Below are 16627 nucleotides of genomic sequence, written 5' to 3'. Positions count from 1 at the left end.
ATGAATGACCTATATCTGTTTTCGTTTGCAAATAACGATTGTTTTTATCGGAATACAGTGTATTATGCGTACATGAATGATACTTTCTGCATACATTTTATTCTATTTTTTCCACTTCGTCGTTCATGCTTTCTCCTTTCCTGTATATCTGCGGCACTACGTGGTATTTCTCTTTGAAGCATTTGCTGAATTGCCGGGGAGATGAAAATCCGAGCCGGTCGGAAATTTCCGAGATGTTGAACTCCGGATTCTCTTTGAGCATGATGGCGGCGCGTTTCAGCCTGACGGTCAGAATAAACTCGTAAGGTGTCTGTCCGGTAATGGCTTTTAATTTGGTGAACAGCTTGGTGCGGGCGATGCCTGTCTCATGCGCCAGTATATCTACATTGAATTCCACATTATCGATATGTTTCTCGATAACTCTCATCGCTTTATCGACTAACTCCTTGTCCAATGGATTGGTTGCTAATATCTGGTGGGTGGCCTGCGGCTGTTTGCTGAACTTCTCTTGCAGCAAGATGCGGTTGTTCACCAGGTTGTTGCAACGGGAAAGCAGGATATTGACATTGAACGGCTTGGTGATATAATCATCAGCTCCCAGGCGGAGTCCTTCCAGATTGTGTTCGATTGCGGTGCGTGCCGTAAGCAGCACTACGGGAATATGGCAAGTCTCTATATTTTCTTTTATCAATTTGCATAACTCCGTTCCCGACATTTCAGGCATGACGATGTCACTTAGTACGATATTGGGATGTTCGGATTGTACCTTTTCCCATCCTTCGCGCCCGTCGGAAGCGGTGCTGACGATATAAAACGTTTCGAATATCCTGACAAGCATTTCGCGGAGAGAGCCGTTGTCCTCTACGATGAGTATCCGGGCCTCCTTGCTTTTCTCGACCGTTCTGTCGTTCATGATTTCCTGGTCGAGCAACGACTGTTGTCGCATCTCTTGAAAATGTGTGACGTTTTCCAAGTCCAGTTGTGCCTCTTCCTGCCGTTTGTCGAGTTGTTCGGGAGTGAAATGCGCATTGCCGGTTTTGAGATGGACGCAGAATGTTGTTCCCTCTCCGGGTTCGCTATACACGTCGATAGTACCATGATGCAGTTCGATAATGCCTTTAGTCAAGGATAATCCTATGCCGGTTCCTGTATAAGACAGGGATTCTATCTGGTCGGCCTGGTAAAAGCGGTCGAATATTTTATCGATATCTTCCGGGGAAATACCTGTTCCGCTGTCAGTCACCTCTATGATTGCTTCCCGGTTGCCCTTGCGTACGGAAACCGAAATCTCTCCTCCTTCTTTGGTGTGTTTGAAAGCATTGGAAATCAAGTTGTTCATAACTTTTTGCAACTGCTTGGCGTCATACCATATATTGATGCAGTCGTTGGTTTTATGGAAATTGAATGTGATTTGCCGTTGTATGGCGTATTCCTGGAAAAGGAGATAGTTTTCATAGAGAAAATCAACGATGTTGTGTTCATTGACCTTGATTGTCATATATCCCTGTTCCTGTTTGCGGAAATCGAGGAGTTCGGTAATCAGTTCCCGTAGTTGCAGGCTGCTTTTGTAAACGCTTAATATCTTGTTATAGACAGTTGGGGCGAATGAAGGAACTTGCAGCAACATTTCCATCTGGCCTATAATCAATGTCAGCGGAGTGCGGAATTCGTGTGATATGTTGGTAAAGAAACGTAGTTTAGCCTGATTGAGCCGCTCGATGTCTTCGGTGCGTTTCTGCTCATATTTCAGCGACTCCTGTAATTTGATACGGTTATTATAGGTACGAATCAGGAAATAGAGAACGCCGCCCGTAAGGATGAAATAAAACAGGTAAGCCCATACACTCCGGTAAAAAGGAGGAAGTATGACAATTTCCAACCGGCTTTCCGGGATTTGTGGCCGGTTGTTTTTCATACGCACCAGTAAGGTATATTTTCCGGGATTCAGGTTGGTATAGGTAATTGTGTTTTGTCCCCGCGTAGCGGTCCATGTCTTGGAGAAGCCCTCCAGGAAATATTCTATCTCGTCCTTAGCGGTCGATATGTAGTTTGATACGGCATATTCTATGCTGAACATGGATTGGCTGGATTTGAGGACGATTCTGTCTGTCACGCTTAAATCCTCTTTTAAAATGCCGCTATTATCGTTTACGGTAACTTCCCCGCCGTTGACAATGAGGCGGAAAGGGGAGATTGCATAATCTTCGGATGTATAATTGATGTCTTTTTCTTTAAAGGAAACCATTCCGTCGATTCCTCCGATGAAGATTTCCCCTTGCTTGGATTTATATAAGGAACGTTCGTTGACAGCCAGAAGGGGAACCCCGTTTTTGCGGTCGTAGTTTTTGAATTTCTGCGTGGAGCAATCCAGGATGGAGAAGCCGACATCCGTAGTAAAGAGAAGTCTGCCGGGCGACAACTCGCATACGTCATACACGCAGTCGCTGGCCAGCTCGTTCCTGGCTTCGTCAAAGTTCAGGAAATCGTCAGTGTCATACCGGTAGAGGTCTATGCCGCTTTCATTGCTGCACAGCCATAGCCTGTGCTGGCTGTCTTCATAAATCCGGTTGATGCTGTTGCTGCTCAATCCGTGTTCCGATGCATGGTTGTATTTGTAATTGGTGATTTCCCCGCTGTCGAACCGGTAAGAATATACGCCGTTGCCGTCTCCGCAAATCCACAGGGTTCCGCGGTGGTCGATAAAAAGTCCTTTGGCGTCTGTTATCTTGTAAGGCGGAGTTTGGAACAGGCGTTTGACTTTGCCGGTCTCCGGGTTGAATATGCAGACACCTGCGTGGCTGGCTATGAGCAATTGCTTTTTATAAGGGATGATATCTCTGATGATGTTGGAAGGAAGCGATTCGGGGTCATTCTCGTTGTGGAGATAGTGGGTGAATGTTTTCGTTTTCAGATCCATTTTATTGAGCCCGCCCAAGTGAGTCCCTATCCAGATAATCTCGCGTAGCGGGTCGTAATAAAGCGCCTTCACATTGTCATGCGAAAGGCTGCCGGGCAGGTTGTTGTGCTTGTACCATTCGAATTTCCGTTTTTGCGGGTCGTATTTATTTAGTCCTCCTCCTTCGGTCCCTATCCATAAATTGTGCCGGCTGTCTTCCGTGATGCGTCCTACGATGGAAGAGCTTAATCCTTCATCCGTAGTTTTCGATGCCTGGTAATGATTGTATATCTGGCTTTTCGGGTTGAAGTAATTGACCCCTCCAAAATAAGTCCCCGCCCATATACTGCCTTGATGGTCGCAGAGAAGGCTCCAGATTGAAGAGTGGCTCAGCCCGTTTTCACGTTTCAGATGCCGTGTGAATGTCCGGGAGTCCGGGCGGAACATGTTGAGCCCGTTGAAAGTCCCTATCCATAAGTTACCCTGTTTGTCTTCACAGCAACAGCGGATAAAGTCGGAGCTGATGCTGGACGGGTCTTTCTCTTCATACCGGAAGTTAACGGTCTGATTGTCATCCATGACGAAAAGCCCGTGTTCCCAACTTCCTATCCAGTATTTACCGGACGAGTCCTGGAAGATAGTGGAGATGTTTCCTTTGGATATGGGATGTGACAGTTGGCGTTGCCGGTTCAGGCGGAATAAGCCATGATTTTCCGTGCCAATCAGAATGTAGTTGTCGCTTACGTGAAGCGCTGTTATTTTGTTCCCTTGAGGCAGTTCGTAATAAGTTCCGAATTGTTTCCCGTCATATTTATACAGCTTGTTGTTGTGGGCCGCATATAGCTGTTTATGGAAAAACATGGCCCTCACTTCTTTTCGTATCAGTGTCGTGAACGTATTGTTCCTGATGTTGAAGGCGGATATGCCTTTGGAAGTCATGAAATAGACTTCTCCGTTTTTATTTCCTGTAATCTGGTTGACGTTGTTATAAATTAAACTGTTGGGGTCGTTCTTTTTGAATTTGTATATTTTGAATTCGTTTCCATTGTACAGGTTCGCTCCGTTCCTGGTCCCTAACCAGATAAACCCCCGTTCGTCCTGGTACATTGTCATGACTGCATTGTTGGAAAGTCCTTCATTGGTTGTCAAATGTCCAAAGGAAATATCTTGCGCTTGTCCTTTTATGATGCAGGCAACGGATAGATAGATAAGAAAGAGGTGTTTTTTTATAATCATAGACGTCAGGATACTAAAATTCGCAACGCAAATATACGCCTTTTGTGAAAATAGAGCTGTAATGTGAGTACATAATTTATGCGTTGTGGATACATAACCGGTTCCGGATGCGGTTGTACGCATAGCGTATGTATTTTGTATGCATGGCCCGGGAGCCTTTGGCGGGCTGCGGTTATATTTGTGCCGTCAATGAACGGTAACCGGAAAACAAATCGGATATGAAATACACTATTTTAACTCTTGCGGGCATGTTTGTCCTGACGGCAGGGTGCGACTCAAACAAAACTGCCGATTATCATTTCCCGGGAGCTTTGGGCCGGAAACGGGATTTGGAAAAGAAAATGAAATCAAGAAAACTTAATTAATAACTCAATCGATTTATATTATGAAAAATGGACAACTTTCGAAACGTATCGGTTTGCTGCTGATGATGTTTTGTTCATTCACTTTGGTGTGTGCCCAGATATCGGTCAGCGGTAAAGTGATGGATGAGGCGAATGAGCCTGTCATCGGGGCAAATGTGATGTTGAAGGGCGGGAAGACCGGGACTATTACGGACATGAACGGGATGTTTAAGATTTCTGTCCCGGGCAAATCTTCCGTACTTGTGATTTCATTTATCGGTTATGCAAGCAAAGAAGTGACCGTGGGAAACAAAAAGACGTTGAATGTAGTATTGAAAGAAGACGGAGTCACTTTGGACGAAGTCGTGGCTGTGGGGTATGCTACCGTGAAAAAAAGCGACTTGACCGGTTCTGTCGCCAAAGTCAATATGGAGGAGCTGAATAAAAGCCAGGTGCTTTCTTTTGACCAGGCTTTGGGAGGACGGATAGCCGGCGTGCAAGTGGTAAGCAGTGACGGGCAGCCCGGAGCGGAGGCCAATATCGTGATTCGGGGCAGCAATACCATTTCCGACACTTCGGACGGCACTCCTTTGTATGTTATTGACGGCTTTGCCACGGAAGATGCCAATCCGGCGGCTTTGAATCCCAATGACATAGAATCTATCGACGTATTGAAGGATGCGTCCGCAACCGCTATTTATGGTGCGCGGGGGGCAAACGGAGTTATTATCATTACGACCAAACGAGGGATGGAAAGCGCTCCCCGCGTCACTTATGACGGTTACATTACTTACCAGGCCAAGCCCCATTTCTTGAAATTGCTTCAAGGACGGGACTTTGTCGCCCTGCAGCAAGAGATACTCAGCGATTCGGAAATGGCGAGAACCTATTACAGGTATGACGAGGCATTGGGACGCAACCGCGTTCTGGACGATTATACCGGCATCCCTTCTACCGACTGGCAGGATGAAGTGTTTCGTGCCGCTCCGATGACTAACCATCATTTGTCGTTGACGGGAGGCACTAAAAATACGAAATACAGTTCAAGCGTATCCTACTACAACCAACAGGGAATCATCATCAATTCTTCTTATGAAAGTTTGAAAGCGCGCATGACTCTTGACCAGCAGATTTCCAAAAAAGTAAAAACCGGCGTCACCTTTAACTTCGCCAATAATATATCCAGAGGTTCCGCGCCTTCACAGGGCGGCGGAGGGTCTACCCAGTACTTCTTGTATCAGGTATTGGCCTATCGTCCGGTTTTTTATTCGGATTCGGAAGAAGCGGAAGATGAATTGTTGCAGGACAATCCCAACTATCCGTATAATCCGGTCAAGACTATCGAGAACATTTATTCGAAAACGCGAAGCCGCCAGTTAAGCATGAATGCTTATTTGAATTGGGACATTGCAAAGGACCTGACGTTCAGGGCGACATTTGCTTATAACTGGCGCACCGACCGTAGCGAGACTTACAACAATGCGGACACTTATTGGGGAGACCCGCGTTATTCGGCCAAGCATTCGAACGGTAATTTCAGTTATAAGGAATGGGACGGATGGTCGAACGAATATACGCTGACCTACCGGAAAAAGCTGCAAGGGCATAACATTACCGCCATGCTGGGAGGTTCGTTGAGCAGCCGTACCACTTCCGTGCTGGGAGCCAGTTCTTCTATGGTTCCTTGGGACGCTCTCGGTTTCTGGGGAATTTCCAACGGTACGCCCGACAAGTTGACTTCTACCAATTTTGACGATAAGATGGCTTCTTATTTTGCCCGTTTCAACTATGACTGGAAATCGCGTTATTTGCTGACCGCTACCATACGTGCCGACGGGACTTCACGTTTCCCTTACCACAAATGGGGATATTTCCCTTCCGGTTCTTTCGGATGGCGTATTTCGGAAGAAGCTTTCATGGCGCCTGTGCGTAAATGGTTGTCCAATCTGAAGTTGAGAGTCGGCTGGGGAGCTACCGGCAACTGCAATACATACCGTAATTATCCTTCGCAATTGTTGTATTCGGGAGACCAGAACTATGCGTTTAATAATTCCATAGATAATCCGGCCATATACATTTCCCAGATGCCCAACAAAGAGATGAGATGGGAAACGACTTACCAGACGAATATCGGGCTTGACTTCGGCTTGTTCAATAACCGTATCAGCGGTGAGATTGATATTTACAATAAAGAGACCGAAGATTTGCTGTTAAATGCCGACGTCCCTTTGTCCATCGGTTTTGATAAGATACAACAGAATATCGGAAGCATCCGCAACCGTGGACTGGAAATCTCTGTCAACACAGTGAACTTTACCGGAGAAAGAGGACGTTTTAAATGGACGACCAATTTTAACATCTCCTTTAACAAGAGCAAAATCACCGGCCTGTCCGGTGACCAGGATTTTCTGGTGTCGGGGATTCAGTATCCCACGATTGACAATTTGTACATTGCCCGTGTAGGGCATCCGCTTTCGGAGATGTACGGCTATGTGTATGACGGCGTTTATCAGTATGAAGATTTCAATGAAGTGTCGCCGGGGGTGTTTGTTTTAAAAGACGGCATTCCTAATAACACCCAGGAACGCAATACAATCCAGCCGGGCGACATGAAGTTGCGCGATATCAATGGAGACGGCAAGGTGACTACGGAAGACCAGACTGTAATCGGACACGGACTGCCTGTCCATACCGGAGGCTTCACGAATAATTTCTCTTATAAAGGGTTTGATTTGAGTATATTTTTCCAATGGTCGTACGGCAATGACGTGATTAATTACAATCGTGCGAAACTGGAGGATTTGCGCGGGCAACACACCAACCAACTGGCTTCCGCCATGAACCACTGGACACCCAGGGTGGATAACGGTGACGGGACTTATACGGAAGGCAATTATACAAATTATTTATGTGCCGTCAATCGTAATCTGACTAACTTGAATACCAGCAGGGTAGTGGAGGATGCCTCTTTCCTCCGTTTGAAAAATGTACAGTTAGGGTATAATTTCCCGGTGAAGCTAATCAAACGTCTGGGCATTAGTTCGTTGCGGTTGTATGTCAGCGGGCAGAACTTGTGGACATGGACCAAATATACAGGTTACGACCCCGAAGTCTCTACGCGGAATTCGGCTTTGACACGTGGCTTTGACTATTCGGCTTATCCGAAAACCACATCTTACACTTTTGGTATTAAACTCGGTTTATAAAAACGATTTGTATAAAAATGAATATTATGAGAAATATAATTTGTATGGCAGGTTTGGTGATGTTGTCTTTTTCCTCTTGTAGCTTTTTGGAAACGGAGGTCTACGGCAGCCTGGACGAGAATAACCTTTACCATGACGAGACGAGCTGCATGGCAGGGCTTGTGGGAATCTACGATAAACTTGGAGCGGAAGGAACATACGGCTGTTTCCTTTGGGGAGATTTGGATGCGGGAACAGACATATTGGTCTATAACCGCGACTACGGAAAAGATTATATCCAAGTGTCCAATTATAACTTTAATAATACCGACTCCAAAATCGAACGTACATGGCAGGATTTGTATGAAGGAATCAATCGCGCCAATGATTATATAACCGCCTTGTCCGGGCGTACGGGTGAAGAGTGCGGCGGCGAGAGGATGAAAGAAATGTTTATTGGAGAGGCGAAAGCCTTGAGGGCTCTTTTTTATATGAATCTGGTGGCTTTCTGGGGAGAGGTCCCCTTGCGGCTGGAAGTGGTGCGTGACTTATCCCACCAGCAATTGAAAAAATCTCCCCAGACGGAAATCTATAAGCAGATTATCCGGGATTTGCTGGATGCGGAACCGGTCTGTCTTTCTGCCGACGAACTGAATGCTCCCGGACGGATTTCCCGGACGACCGTGCAGGCTTTGCTGGCACGCGCTTATATGTGGCAGGCAGGTTATCCGGTAGAAGCGGATACGTGGGGAGAAGCTCTGAAATGGGCGCGTGAAGTGAAGAACAGCAATCTGCACCGGCTCTATCAGGAGGTTGACGGGGTGAACGGCTATCAGGCCATGTTTATTAATATGTGTTCGAATAAATACGATTTGACTTATCGGGAAAGCATGTTTGAAGTGGAATTTTACGGAAACGGGCTGGATAAGACAAATGAAAGCGGACGTGTGGGGTTGTATCTGGGGATTAGCCAGGGCAACCAGACTGACCCCGATTATCCTTTTGCTTATGCCTGGTATGACGGCACGCGGATACTTTTCAAGATGTATGAAGAAGGAGATGCGCGTAAATGGTGGAATTTCGGTGATTATAAATATGAGTCGGTAAACGGGAAAGTACGGAAAGTGATATACACCGATGAAGAGAAAGAGAAAAAAACGGATGGAAATCCGGGAAAATGGAGAGCGGAATATGACCCGGTACGTCCGTGGGCGCGCAACTGTTCTTCAATCAATTTCCCTGTGATGCGTTATGCCGATGTCCTGCTGATGATTGCCGAATGTGCCAATGAACTTGAAGGACATCCCACACAGGAAGCTGTTGATGCGGTGAATGAGGTGCGTGAACGCGCCGGGGCGGATAAAGTCGGGCTGGATGATTTTTCAAGCCAGGAAGAATTCCGTGAATTTATTCGTGAAGAACGTACCAGGGAACTTTGTTTTGAAGTGCCGCGGCACATGGAGTTGCGGCGTTGGGGCAAGCAATATTATTTCGACCGCATCCGGATGCTGAAAGAACAGTCCGTAGATGAAGACGGCAGTACAATCGGATACAGTCTGTCCAGTGTAAAGGCTGTGCCGGGCATTAATATCGCAGAGAAACATTTGTATCTTCCTATACCGCAAGCGGAATTGAACACGAACCCTACTTGCGGGCAGAATGAAAACTGGTAGTATCAACTTTGTAACAACATGAAATTATGAATAAGAGATTTTTATATTCATTGTTATTGGCGGGCGCCCTTTTGGTTTCCTGTAACCAGGACAAGGTGGAAGACGTCGAATTTGATGTGGCTCTCCGCAATGACATGCAGGAAATATATGCGGGAGATGAAATCACTTTCGATTTCAGCGGAAATCCGGATTATATCGTTTTCTATTCGGGTGAGGACGGAAAGAAGTATGCCAACAGGAACCGTCTTAAAGTGGAAGTGGAATCCATGAAACTTTCTTATACGATAAAGCAGCAATATACCGAAGCGCCTTATCAGAACAGGGCCAATATGCATATTTACATTTCGGAAGATTTCAACGGCGCTTATACGGAAGAGGGAATAAACGAAGCGACCTGGATAGAACTTTCGGGTACGGAAGACGGGAAACTGAAAGTTCCTACATGTACCGGAAACAACGTACGTGCCGAAAGCGTTTCGGATGAGGCTGATTTTTCCGCTTATAAAGATAAGAAATTCTTTCTGGCTTTCCGTTATGAAACTCCGGAAGCTCCGGGCTTGGATAAAGACCAGCCGCGGGTGGATGTCCAGCCTTTGACTTTGACAAAGGAGGTGGAAGGAAGCGTTGTCACACAGACCAACCCTTCTAAAGAATTCGGGTTTACTTATATTTATCTGAAAGGCAAATCACAGAAAAACTATGGCGCGGATGATTCGAAATTATTGTTTCAGCCGAAAGAAACGCAAAACTCGGCAATTGACGTCTGGGCTGTCAGTCAGCAGATGGATGCGGCGTCTGTGGCGCCGGACCAGGGGGAACCTGTCAAATCGCTGGATATGAAGTCTCCTTCTTACAGTTATACGTATGCGGCTCCCGGTGAATATACGGTTACGTTCGTAGCTTTAAATACCAATAGGTGGAATTCGCAGAGTGTGGTAAGGGAAATGAAAATAATAGTCAAAGAAAGAGCTGAATGATGGTGATGAAGTATTTATATGTCATTGTGTTCCTTGGGATGGTCTCCCTGTGCGTTTCTGCACAGGAGACCGGAAAGAAGTGGGCTTTTGATAATTATCATCGTTACTATGATGATGGAAAGCGGGTCAAAGACAGCGAAAAGGAGAAAGCGATAAAAAAATACCGCGATTATTATGCCGGGCACGGATACAGGGTATATACGCTGCCTAAGCTGTCTGTAACCGAGATTCTGGACAACTGGAGGGAAGATGGGCAGTTTGCGGATTTGGCGGAAAAAGAGAAACAGGTCTGGGAAAGTAAAAACCAGGAGAAAATCGGGCTTTTTTTGACGGAAGCTTTCAACCGGATATGGAAGATTGCGGAAGAGTTCCGTGCCGATCGTATGGGAATCTCTTTGGATAAGGGAGTCTATGAGAAATGCCGGAAAGCCATCGTGTATTACGGAAATCTGGAAATAAGCCGCAGCAATCGCGTACACCGTTTTCATGCCTCTTGTTTCGCCATTCCTACCGCGGCTGTCAATATTTACTTTTGTTTTTTAAAACAAATGGATGCGGTGGAAAAGGGGAAAAATAAAGACCGGGAAGTGGCGGCAGCCTGCGATATGTTAAAAGTCCTGGGGTTGCAGGCATGGACCCAGCCGCTTCGGAATGATAAAACGGATGAGAATGTGGTGCAGGTGGAACGTTTCCGGAACCATGTGTGGTGGGTCGGCGGAAATGCGTTGGCCTATCGTTCTTTACTGCCTGTAGCGGTCATGTATCAATCTATTCCGATGATTGATGTCCTGAGTGAAGTGGCGCAGAGGGGGATTGGCTATACGTCGCAGAATACTTATAACGATGCCTTCTGGACGGAAGGGTGCACGGCGGACGGCGCCGGATGGGGACACGGGATGCAATGCCTTGTCTGGGGGTATCCGATTGATGGGAATATCTATGCTTTAGACCTGCTCACCGCCTTGAAGAATACTCCTTGGGAACGTAAGTTGAGTAAACAGAATGTGGAGACATTATTGAATTTTTTCCGGGGAAGCAGTTGGTTCTATTATAAAGGATATACGTTGCCTTATCTGGACCGCGCTACGGCACAGTATAACCCGCAGCAGAAAGACATACGCACTTTGCCGATGGTCCGTAAACTATTGAAAGACTGGCTTGATTCTTTTGACAGTAAGCAGCGTGAAGAACTGCGTGATTTTCAAAAAGATGCGGAGAGGCGCCTTTTGAAGATGGACGGGTATGAAGAAGGCTTGTACAACGGTACCCGGTGGTTTTTCAATAATGACAAGTTGATAAAGAAGAATGCCCGTTACCATATTCTGGTAAATATGGCATCCGCGCGTTGCGACGGTTTGGAAAGTGCGGTCGATTTTGCGGATGAATACAATTTCTATCCGACGGACGGTATGACTTTGTTCCAGAAAAGAGGAGATGAATACATGAAAGTAATAGGTGCGTGGGATGTGACAGCCACCCCCGGAGTGACGGCGCGCGAAGGGATGGACAAGCTTGTCCCGACGACTAACTGGCGCGGGTATTGCAGTAAACATAACTTTGCCGGTGCGGCTGCCGGCGGTGGGGAGAATGCAGTGGCGGGATATCTTTTTGAAAAGATGAATGCGGCGGAAAAAGAAGGTGTGAATGATAAAGGGAGCGCTGCAAAGAATGAAGTGCTTTATGGCGTCAGAGCTTATAAATCCTACTTTATGTTCGGCGATTATATGTTGGCGTTGGGAGCCGGCATTACCAACCTGAATCCGCTATTGGAAGGAAATATCCGTACCGCGATTGACCAGACTTTGCATGAAAGCCGGATAGTGGCGATGCAGAACGGCAAACAGGTCCCGGTCGGTAAAGGGGAGTGGTCTTTTTTTGTTGAAGGCAAGCCGGTATGGGTGATACAAGAAGGCAAGTTTGCTTATACGGTGTTGCCGGAATATACGAAGAACGCATCTTTCGCGTATGAAACGAAGAAGACGGAATGGGTGAAACGCAACCGTTCGAACAGGAATAAAAAAGACTTACCCGGACAGGTGGATATCCTTCGTTTGTGGATAGACCATTCTCAGACCCCGGTTGATGATACGTACGGATATGCCGTATATGCCGGAGACGGTCTGCCGGCCGCGGAATTGCCGTTTGAGGTACTTCGTAACGATACTTTGATTCAAGCCGCCGGAACGAAGGACGGCCATATTTTAGGAGCGGTATTTTATCAGGCCGGCGGGAAGTTGGAAGCGAACGGTACGGAACTGGCAGTGTCTTCTCCGTGTACCGTATTGATTGAAAAGGAGGGAGACAGGGAAAAGATATCCGTGACCGACGCTACCATGAATCCGGCCTTGAAAGAAATCATTGTGGCATACAAAGAAAGACGTATCCGTGTCCCTATGCCTCAAGGAGCTTTTTGCGGTAAAACGGTGACTGTGAATTTATAAATCAATGATGATAAATGAAAATAAGATATGAAGAATTATTTATTTAACACTGTAATGCTTGTAATGGCGGTGTTCGGGTCCGGTGCGTGTGACGATGATAATCCGGGAAACGGCCAAGCACTGCAAACGCCCCTCGTATTGACGGGGAAAGCGTATTCTTTTGACCCGGAGGATACCGGAGAACAATGGAAATCGGGAAAGACGGTCGGTGTCTATCTGTTGAAAGAGAATACGCCCGAATGCATCGAACCTTATCGCAACGTGAAATATCAGACAACGGTGGCGCCGAAAGGGTATTTTACTCCGGCCGTTGCGGACGATGTAATCTATTATCCGGAAGACGGCAGTAAAGTGGATATTGCGGTTTATTATCCGTGGAAAGAAACTTTGGCGGATGCCCTTTATCCGATAAATGTAGCCGTACAGGAGTCGAACTCCGATTTTGATTTTCTTTATGCGGACAATGGCAAAGGATTGAGCCGGAATAACAATAAAGCGGTGTTGCAGCTTCGTCCGGTATTGTCGCAAATCATATTTCAATTAAAGGCGGGCGACGGAGTGAAAGATGAATATCTGACCGAATCCGTCATAAAAGTGTCCGGAATGAATACGAAAGCGGACTTTAATCTGTTGTCTGGCAAGTTTGAGTCGGTGTCGGAAGTGAAAACAATGGAATTTGTCGCATTAACCGACGGAAACGGCGCTTCCGGCCGGGTACTTCCTTCAAGTTCTACCGAAGGATACGAAGCGGAAATCAAATTGCCCGGCATGAACCGTATGTATCATTGGAAAATCCCGGAAGGTACGGACCGCTTGGAGCGGGGGATGAGATACGTCTGTACGGTAAGGGTCGATTTGGATAAAATAGAAGTCGTGACGGAAGAAGAGCCGATAAAAGACTGGGAGCCGGGCGGCACGGAAGGAGGATATGCGTCGGAAAACTGGATACAGACTGCCGTTGAGGATTTGCCGGCGGGACTGTGGGAGCCTGTTGCCGATCCGATGAAAACAACGGAAGGAACCTGGTGTTTCCAGCAAAAAGGAACTGTGTCTGTCGGAGTGGAATCGGATGACGAAATCGGACGGAATGTGATTCACGGAAGTTTTGGCGAAGGTGCGGGGAGCTGGTATGGGCAGGTCATAGCCTGTCGTATGAAAAATGCAAAACCGCAGGTGTATTCTTTGGAGTTTAAGGCGAAAGGCACGAATGGGAAAAATATGAAATGTTATATAAAAACGAATGACAGCACTACCGGAGCCGAGTCGGGGAAGAGTTCTACCAACGTATTTATGGCGAATGATAAAATCAGCGGCGCCAAACCTTATACGGGGTATGTCCAGTTTACTCTTTCGGATACTTACCGGTCTTATTCGTTAGACTTTGATTTCTCAAAGATGCTGAAAGACCCTTATTCTTATGCGGAAGACGGCATCCGTGAAGCGACTCCGGAAGCTTTGGCCGATTTCTTCGTCGCCTTTTTCCCGACAGCGGCGGGAGTTGAGTTCTATCTGGACGATGTCGTTTTAAAAAGGAAAAACTGATTTGTAGATACGTAATGACAATATGAAAATGAAAAGACAATATATATTGGCGGGAGTAACGACGTTGTTTGCTTCCTTGTTCATCTCCTGCAGCCAGGAAGATGTGACGGATGAATCTTTCCCTCAGCCGGCAAAAGAGATTGTGTTTGATTTTGAAATATCCCGGACCCGTACGGTAACGGAAGGCAAGAAGACGTTTTTCAGCGACGGCGACCAGGTGGGTATTTTCGGGCTGAAACGGGGAACGGAAGAGGTCTTGCATGATAATCTGGATTATCACTATCTTGCAAACAGCAAGACATGGACGGCCGAGTCGTCCATTACGTTCCCCATTGATGGCAGTGACTTGAATTTTTATGCTTATTATCCCTATGTGGCCGGTATCCGCGGAGTGAATTTTGAATTTGCCGTAGCTCAGGACCAGTCGGAGGAAGATGGTTACAGCCGGAGTGATTTTTTGTCGGCGAAGAATGAGACGTCGCAGGTAGATGACGAATCGATAACCTTATCGTTTGTACATCAGTTTGCAAGAGTGGAAGCGGAAATCACCGTACCGCAGGGAGAAGTTATCAAAAGTGTGGATATTTGTGCAAAAAAGACCGCTGTTATAGATTTGGCAAAACAGTCTGTTACTGTAAAGCCGGATGAAGCGGCGGAATATATAACCATGCAGCCTGCCGGAGAACGGTTTCGCGCCGTAATACCTGCCCAGGATACCGGCAAAGGAAAACTTTTCCGGATTACGACTGAATCCGGAGCGACTTACTGGTATAAAACGGTTGAAAATATAACATTGCCGGAGAATGAAATAACTGTATTTTCTATCGATTGTACGAATCCGTCGTTCTGATGAGGCGTGAATAGAGGCTGTCCGGCAGAGTGAAGTGAACCCGGAAAACGTTTTATCCGGCTTTTACAGGGTTCGCTTCACAAGTTCAGGCAGCCTTTGGTTGCAATATGGTTTTGGATTTTATCCGGAAAAACGTTTATTCCGTCCGCTTGCAGGCGTTTGCCTGGAAAAATTCGTTCAGCGTATCTTCATGATTGCCTTGAATCATAATGTGATGGTTGCCTAGCGGGTTTTTCAAGAAATATTCCGCCGGGGTATTCATCCGGATGCGGACTTGCGTCCGGCACATGTTGATGTAATTGGTATTTTCGGTCAGGGTTCCTGTAGACAGGTAGTATTCGTCCAGGCATTCGCCGCCGCATTTTACCAGGGTGACGTCTCCTGTGGGAAGCAGCCCTTGGATGGCTATCCCTTTTTCCGTTTCGAAATGGTTGCGGATGATATATCTTTCCGTCTGTTTCAACCCTATGGCGCAATGTGCCAGGATAAGCTCATTGGTGCGGGTGTTAATCATGGAAGGGTTAGCCATGAATCCGTTTTTGCCGGTAAGCGCTTTTACGGCGAGCAGGGTAAAGATGGATTGGAGGTCGCCTTCGCAACCGGCCATAATGCCGTCGTCATTCAGTAATGACAATGCCAGGCAACCGGTGGTGTCAATCTGCTCAATCAGTTTGAAACAACTCAATGTCAACGCCTCCAGTTTCTCTTCCCCGCATATTTTTTTGACAGCCCGGTACAGCTTCATTGCCCTGATTAAATCTTCGGGAGTCCCTTCCCGGCAGGCAAGGGCCTGGGAAGCGACCGCCGCGCATGAGGCGCCTACCTCGTCGTCTGTGATTTGTTGAAAATGTTCATAAACACGTTCCAGGGGAATATCTATGTATTCGATGCCCCAACGGCGTTTGGCGAGGAGATAGTCCACATTGCTGGCTACTAACCAGGAAGACGGGCTTCCGATGACTCCGATGCGCCTGCCGGATAAGAAACGCTGCGCCCGGAAATTATTGTAAAGTATATGTACACGTTGGACGATTGACGGAAGCTCGCCGTGGAGAATCTCGCTTTTCATTCCCCTTCCCCTTAGCCAGGTGGATATTTCCAATGCGGCGGCAAGCGAATTCTGCATGCCGTCGGCCAGTAAGATGGCAGGGCGCGGAAGGCATTCGAAATGTTGAATCACCAGCCTTTCCACTCCGCCGGTGGCAATGAAAATGATTTTGAAATCATCCCCCGACAATTTATCCATATCTTGATAATCGACGAGCTTTATGGTATAATATTTTTCAAGTTCGCTCAGGATGGCTTCGTGCGAACTGCGTAGCGTGGCTTGTTTGTGAAGGATTGATGCGAATGAAACAAGGTGTATAGTCATTATGATATTGTTTTAAGTTTTCGGTATGACAAATGTATAGCTTTCTTTTCATAAAACCATAACGATTTTAACCTTACTAAGGTTTTTAAAGTTTTTATGTCTCTGTATTCA

At 46.6% G+C, this 16627-nt stretch carries 8 protein-coding genes; 6 read left to right on the top strand and 2 right to left on the bottom strand.

Going from position 1 to position 16627, the window contains the following annotated elements:
* Window positions 1-97: 97 nt before the first annotated feature.
* On the bottom strand, window positions 98-4141 hold the full coding sequence (locus Q5076_RS00245) for a two-component regulator propeller domain-containing protein (protein WP_303010355.1): 4044 nt from the start codon (window positions 4139-4141) through the stop codon (window positions 98-100).
* Window positions 4142-4517: 376 nt separating this feature from the next.
* On the opposite strand from Q5076_RS00245, the gene Q5076_RS00240 reads away from it, so the two are divergent.
* Genes Q5076_RS00240 through Q5076_RS00215 form a run of 6 tightly spaced genes read left to right on the top strand, consistent with a single transcriptional unit; the run spans window position 4518 to window position 15144 of the window.
* Window positions 4518-7682: a TonB-dependent receptor gene (locus Q5076_RS00240; protein ID WP_303010182.1), complete on the top strand. Its 3165-nt coding sequence runs from the start codon at window positions 4518-4520 to the stop codon at window positions 7680-7682.
* A gap of 26 nt (window positions 7683-7708) precedes the next feature.
* Window positions 7709-9334, top strand: a complete 1626-nt coding sequence (locus Q5076_RS00235) for a RagB/SusD family nutrient uptake outer membrane protein (protein ID WP_303010181.1) — start codon at window positions 7709-7711, stop codon at window positions 9332-9334.
* 26 nt (window positions 9335-9360) lie between these two features.
* On the top strand, window positions 9361-10311 hold the full coding sequence (locus Q5076_RS00230) for a DUF5017 domain-containing protein (protein WP_303010180.1): 951 nt from the start codon (window positions 9361-9363) through the stop codon (window positions 10309-10311).
* Window positions 10308-12752 (top strand): polysaccharide lyase family 8 super-sandwich domain-containing protein, encoded by a 2445-nt coding sequence (locus Q5076_RS00225; protein WP_303010179.1) that lies wholly within the window; start codon window positions 10308-10310, stop codon window positions 12750-12752. The genes Q5076_RS00230 and Q5076_RS00225 overlap by 4 nt, the downstream gene beginning before the upstream one ends.
* Window positions 12753-12779: 27 nt before the next feature.
* Window positions 12780-14294, top strand: a complete 1515-nt coding sequence (locus Q5076_RS00220; RefSeq protein WP_303010178.1) for a fimbrillin family protein — start codon at window positions 12780-12782, stop codon at window positions 14292-14294.
* Between the two features lie 28 nt (window positions 14295-14322).
* Window positions 14323-15144 (top strand): fimbrillin family protein, encoded by an 822-nt coding sequence (locus tag Q5076_RS00215; protein ID WP_303010177.1) that lies wholly within the window; start codon window positions 14323-14325, stop codon window positions 15142-15144.
* Between the two features lie 136 nt (window positions 15145-15280).
* Here the strand turns inward: Q5076_RS00215 and Q5076_RS00210 are convergent, their stop codons facing one another.
* Complete coding sequence (locus Q5076_RS00210; protein ID WP_303010176.1) at window positions 15281-16516, bottom strand: fucose isomerase; 1236 nt, start codon at window positions 16514-16516, stop codon at window positions 15281-15283.
* Window positions 16517-16627 lie beyond the last annotated feature (111 nt).

The sequence above is a fragment of the uncultured Bacteroides sp. genome, from assembly GCF_958445495.1.
In the GTDB taxonomy this organism is placed as follows: Bacteria; Bacteroidota; Bacteroidia; order Bacteroidales; family Bacteroidaceae; genus Bacteroides.
Note: the sequence above shows the minus strand (reverse complement) of the source record. Positions and strands in the feature narration are given on the sequence as shown.

Coding starts and splice junctions, on each gene's coding strand:
- Q5076_RS00240 (WP_303010182.1), top strand. CDS start 4,518: ATGAAAAATGGACAACTTTCGAAACGTATCGGTTTGCTGCTGATGATG.
- Q5076_RS00235 (WP_303010181.1), top strand. CDS start 7,709: ATGAGAAATATAATTTGTATGGCAGGTTTGGTGATGTTGTCTTTTTCC.
- Q5076_RS00230 (WP_303010180.1), top strand. CDS start 9,361: ATGAATAAGAGATTTTTATATTCATTGTTATTGGCGGGCGCCCTTTTG.
- Q5076_RS00225 (WP_303010179.1), top strand. CDS start 10,308: ATGATGGTGATGAAGTATTTATATGTCATTGTGTTCCTTGGGATGGTC.
- Q5076_RS00220 (WP_303010178.1), top strand. CDS start 12,780: ATGAAGAATTATTTATTTAACACTGTAATGCTTGTAATGGCGGTGTTC.
- Q5076_RS00215 (WP_303010177.1), top strand. CDS start 14,323: ATGAAAAGACAATATATATTGGCGGGAGTAACGACGTTGTTTGCTTCC.
- Q5076_RS00210 (WP_303010176.1), bottom strand. CDS start 16,516: ATGACTATACACCTTGTTTCATTCGCATCAATCCTTCACAAACAAGCC.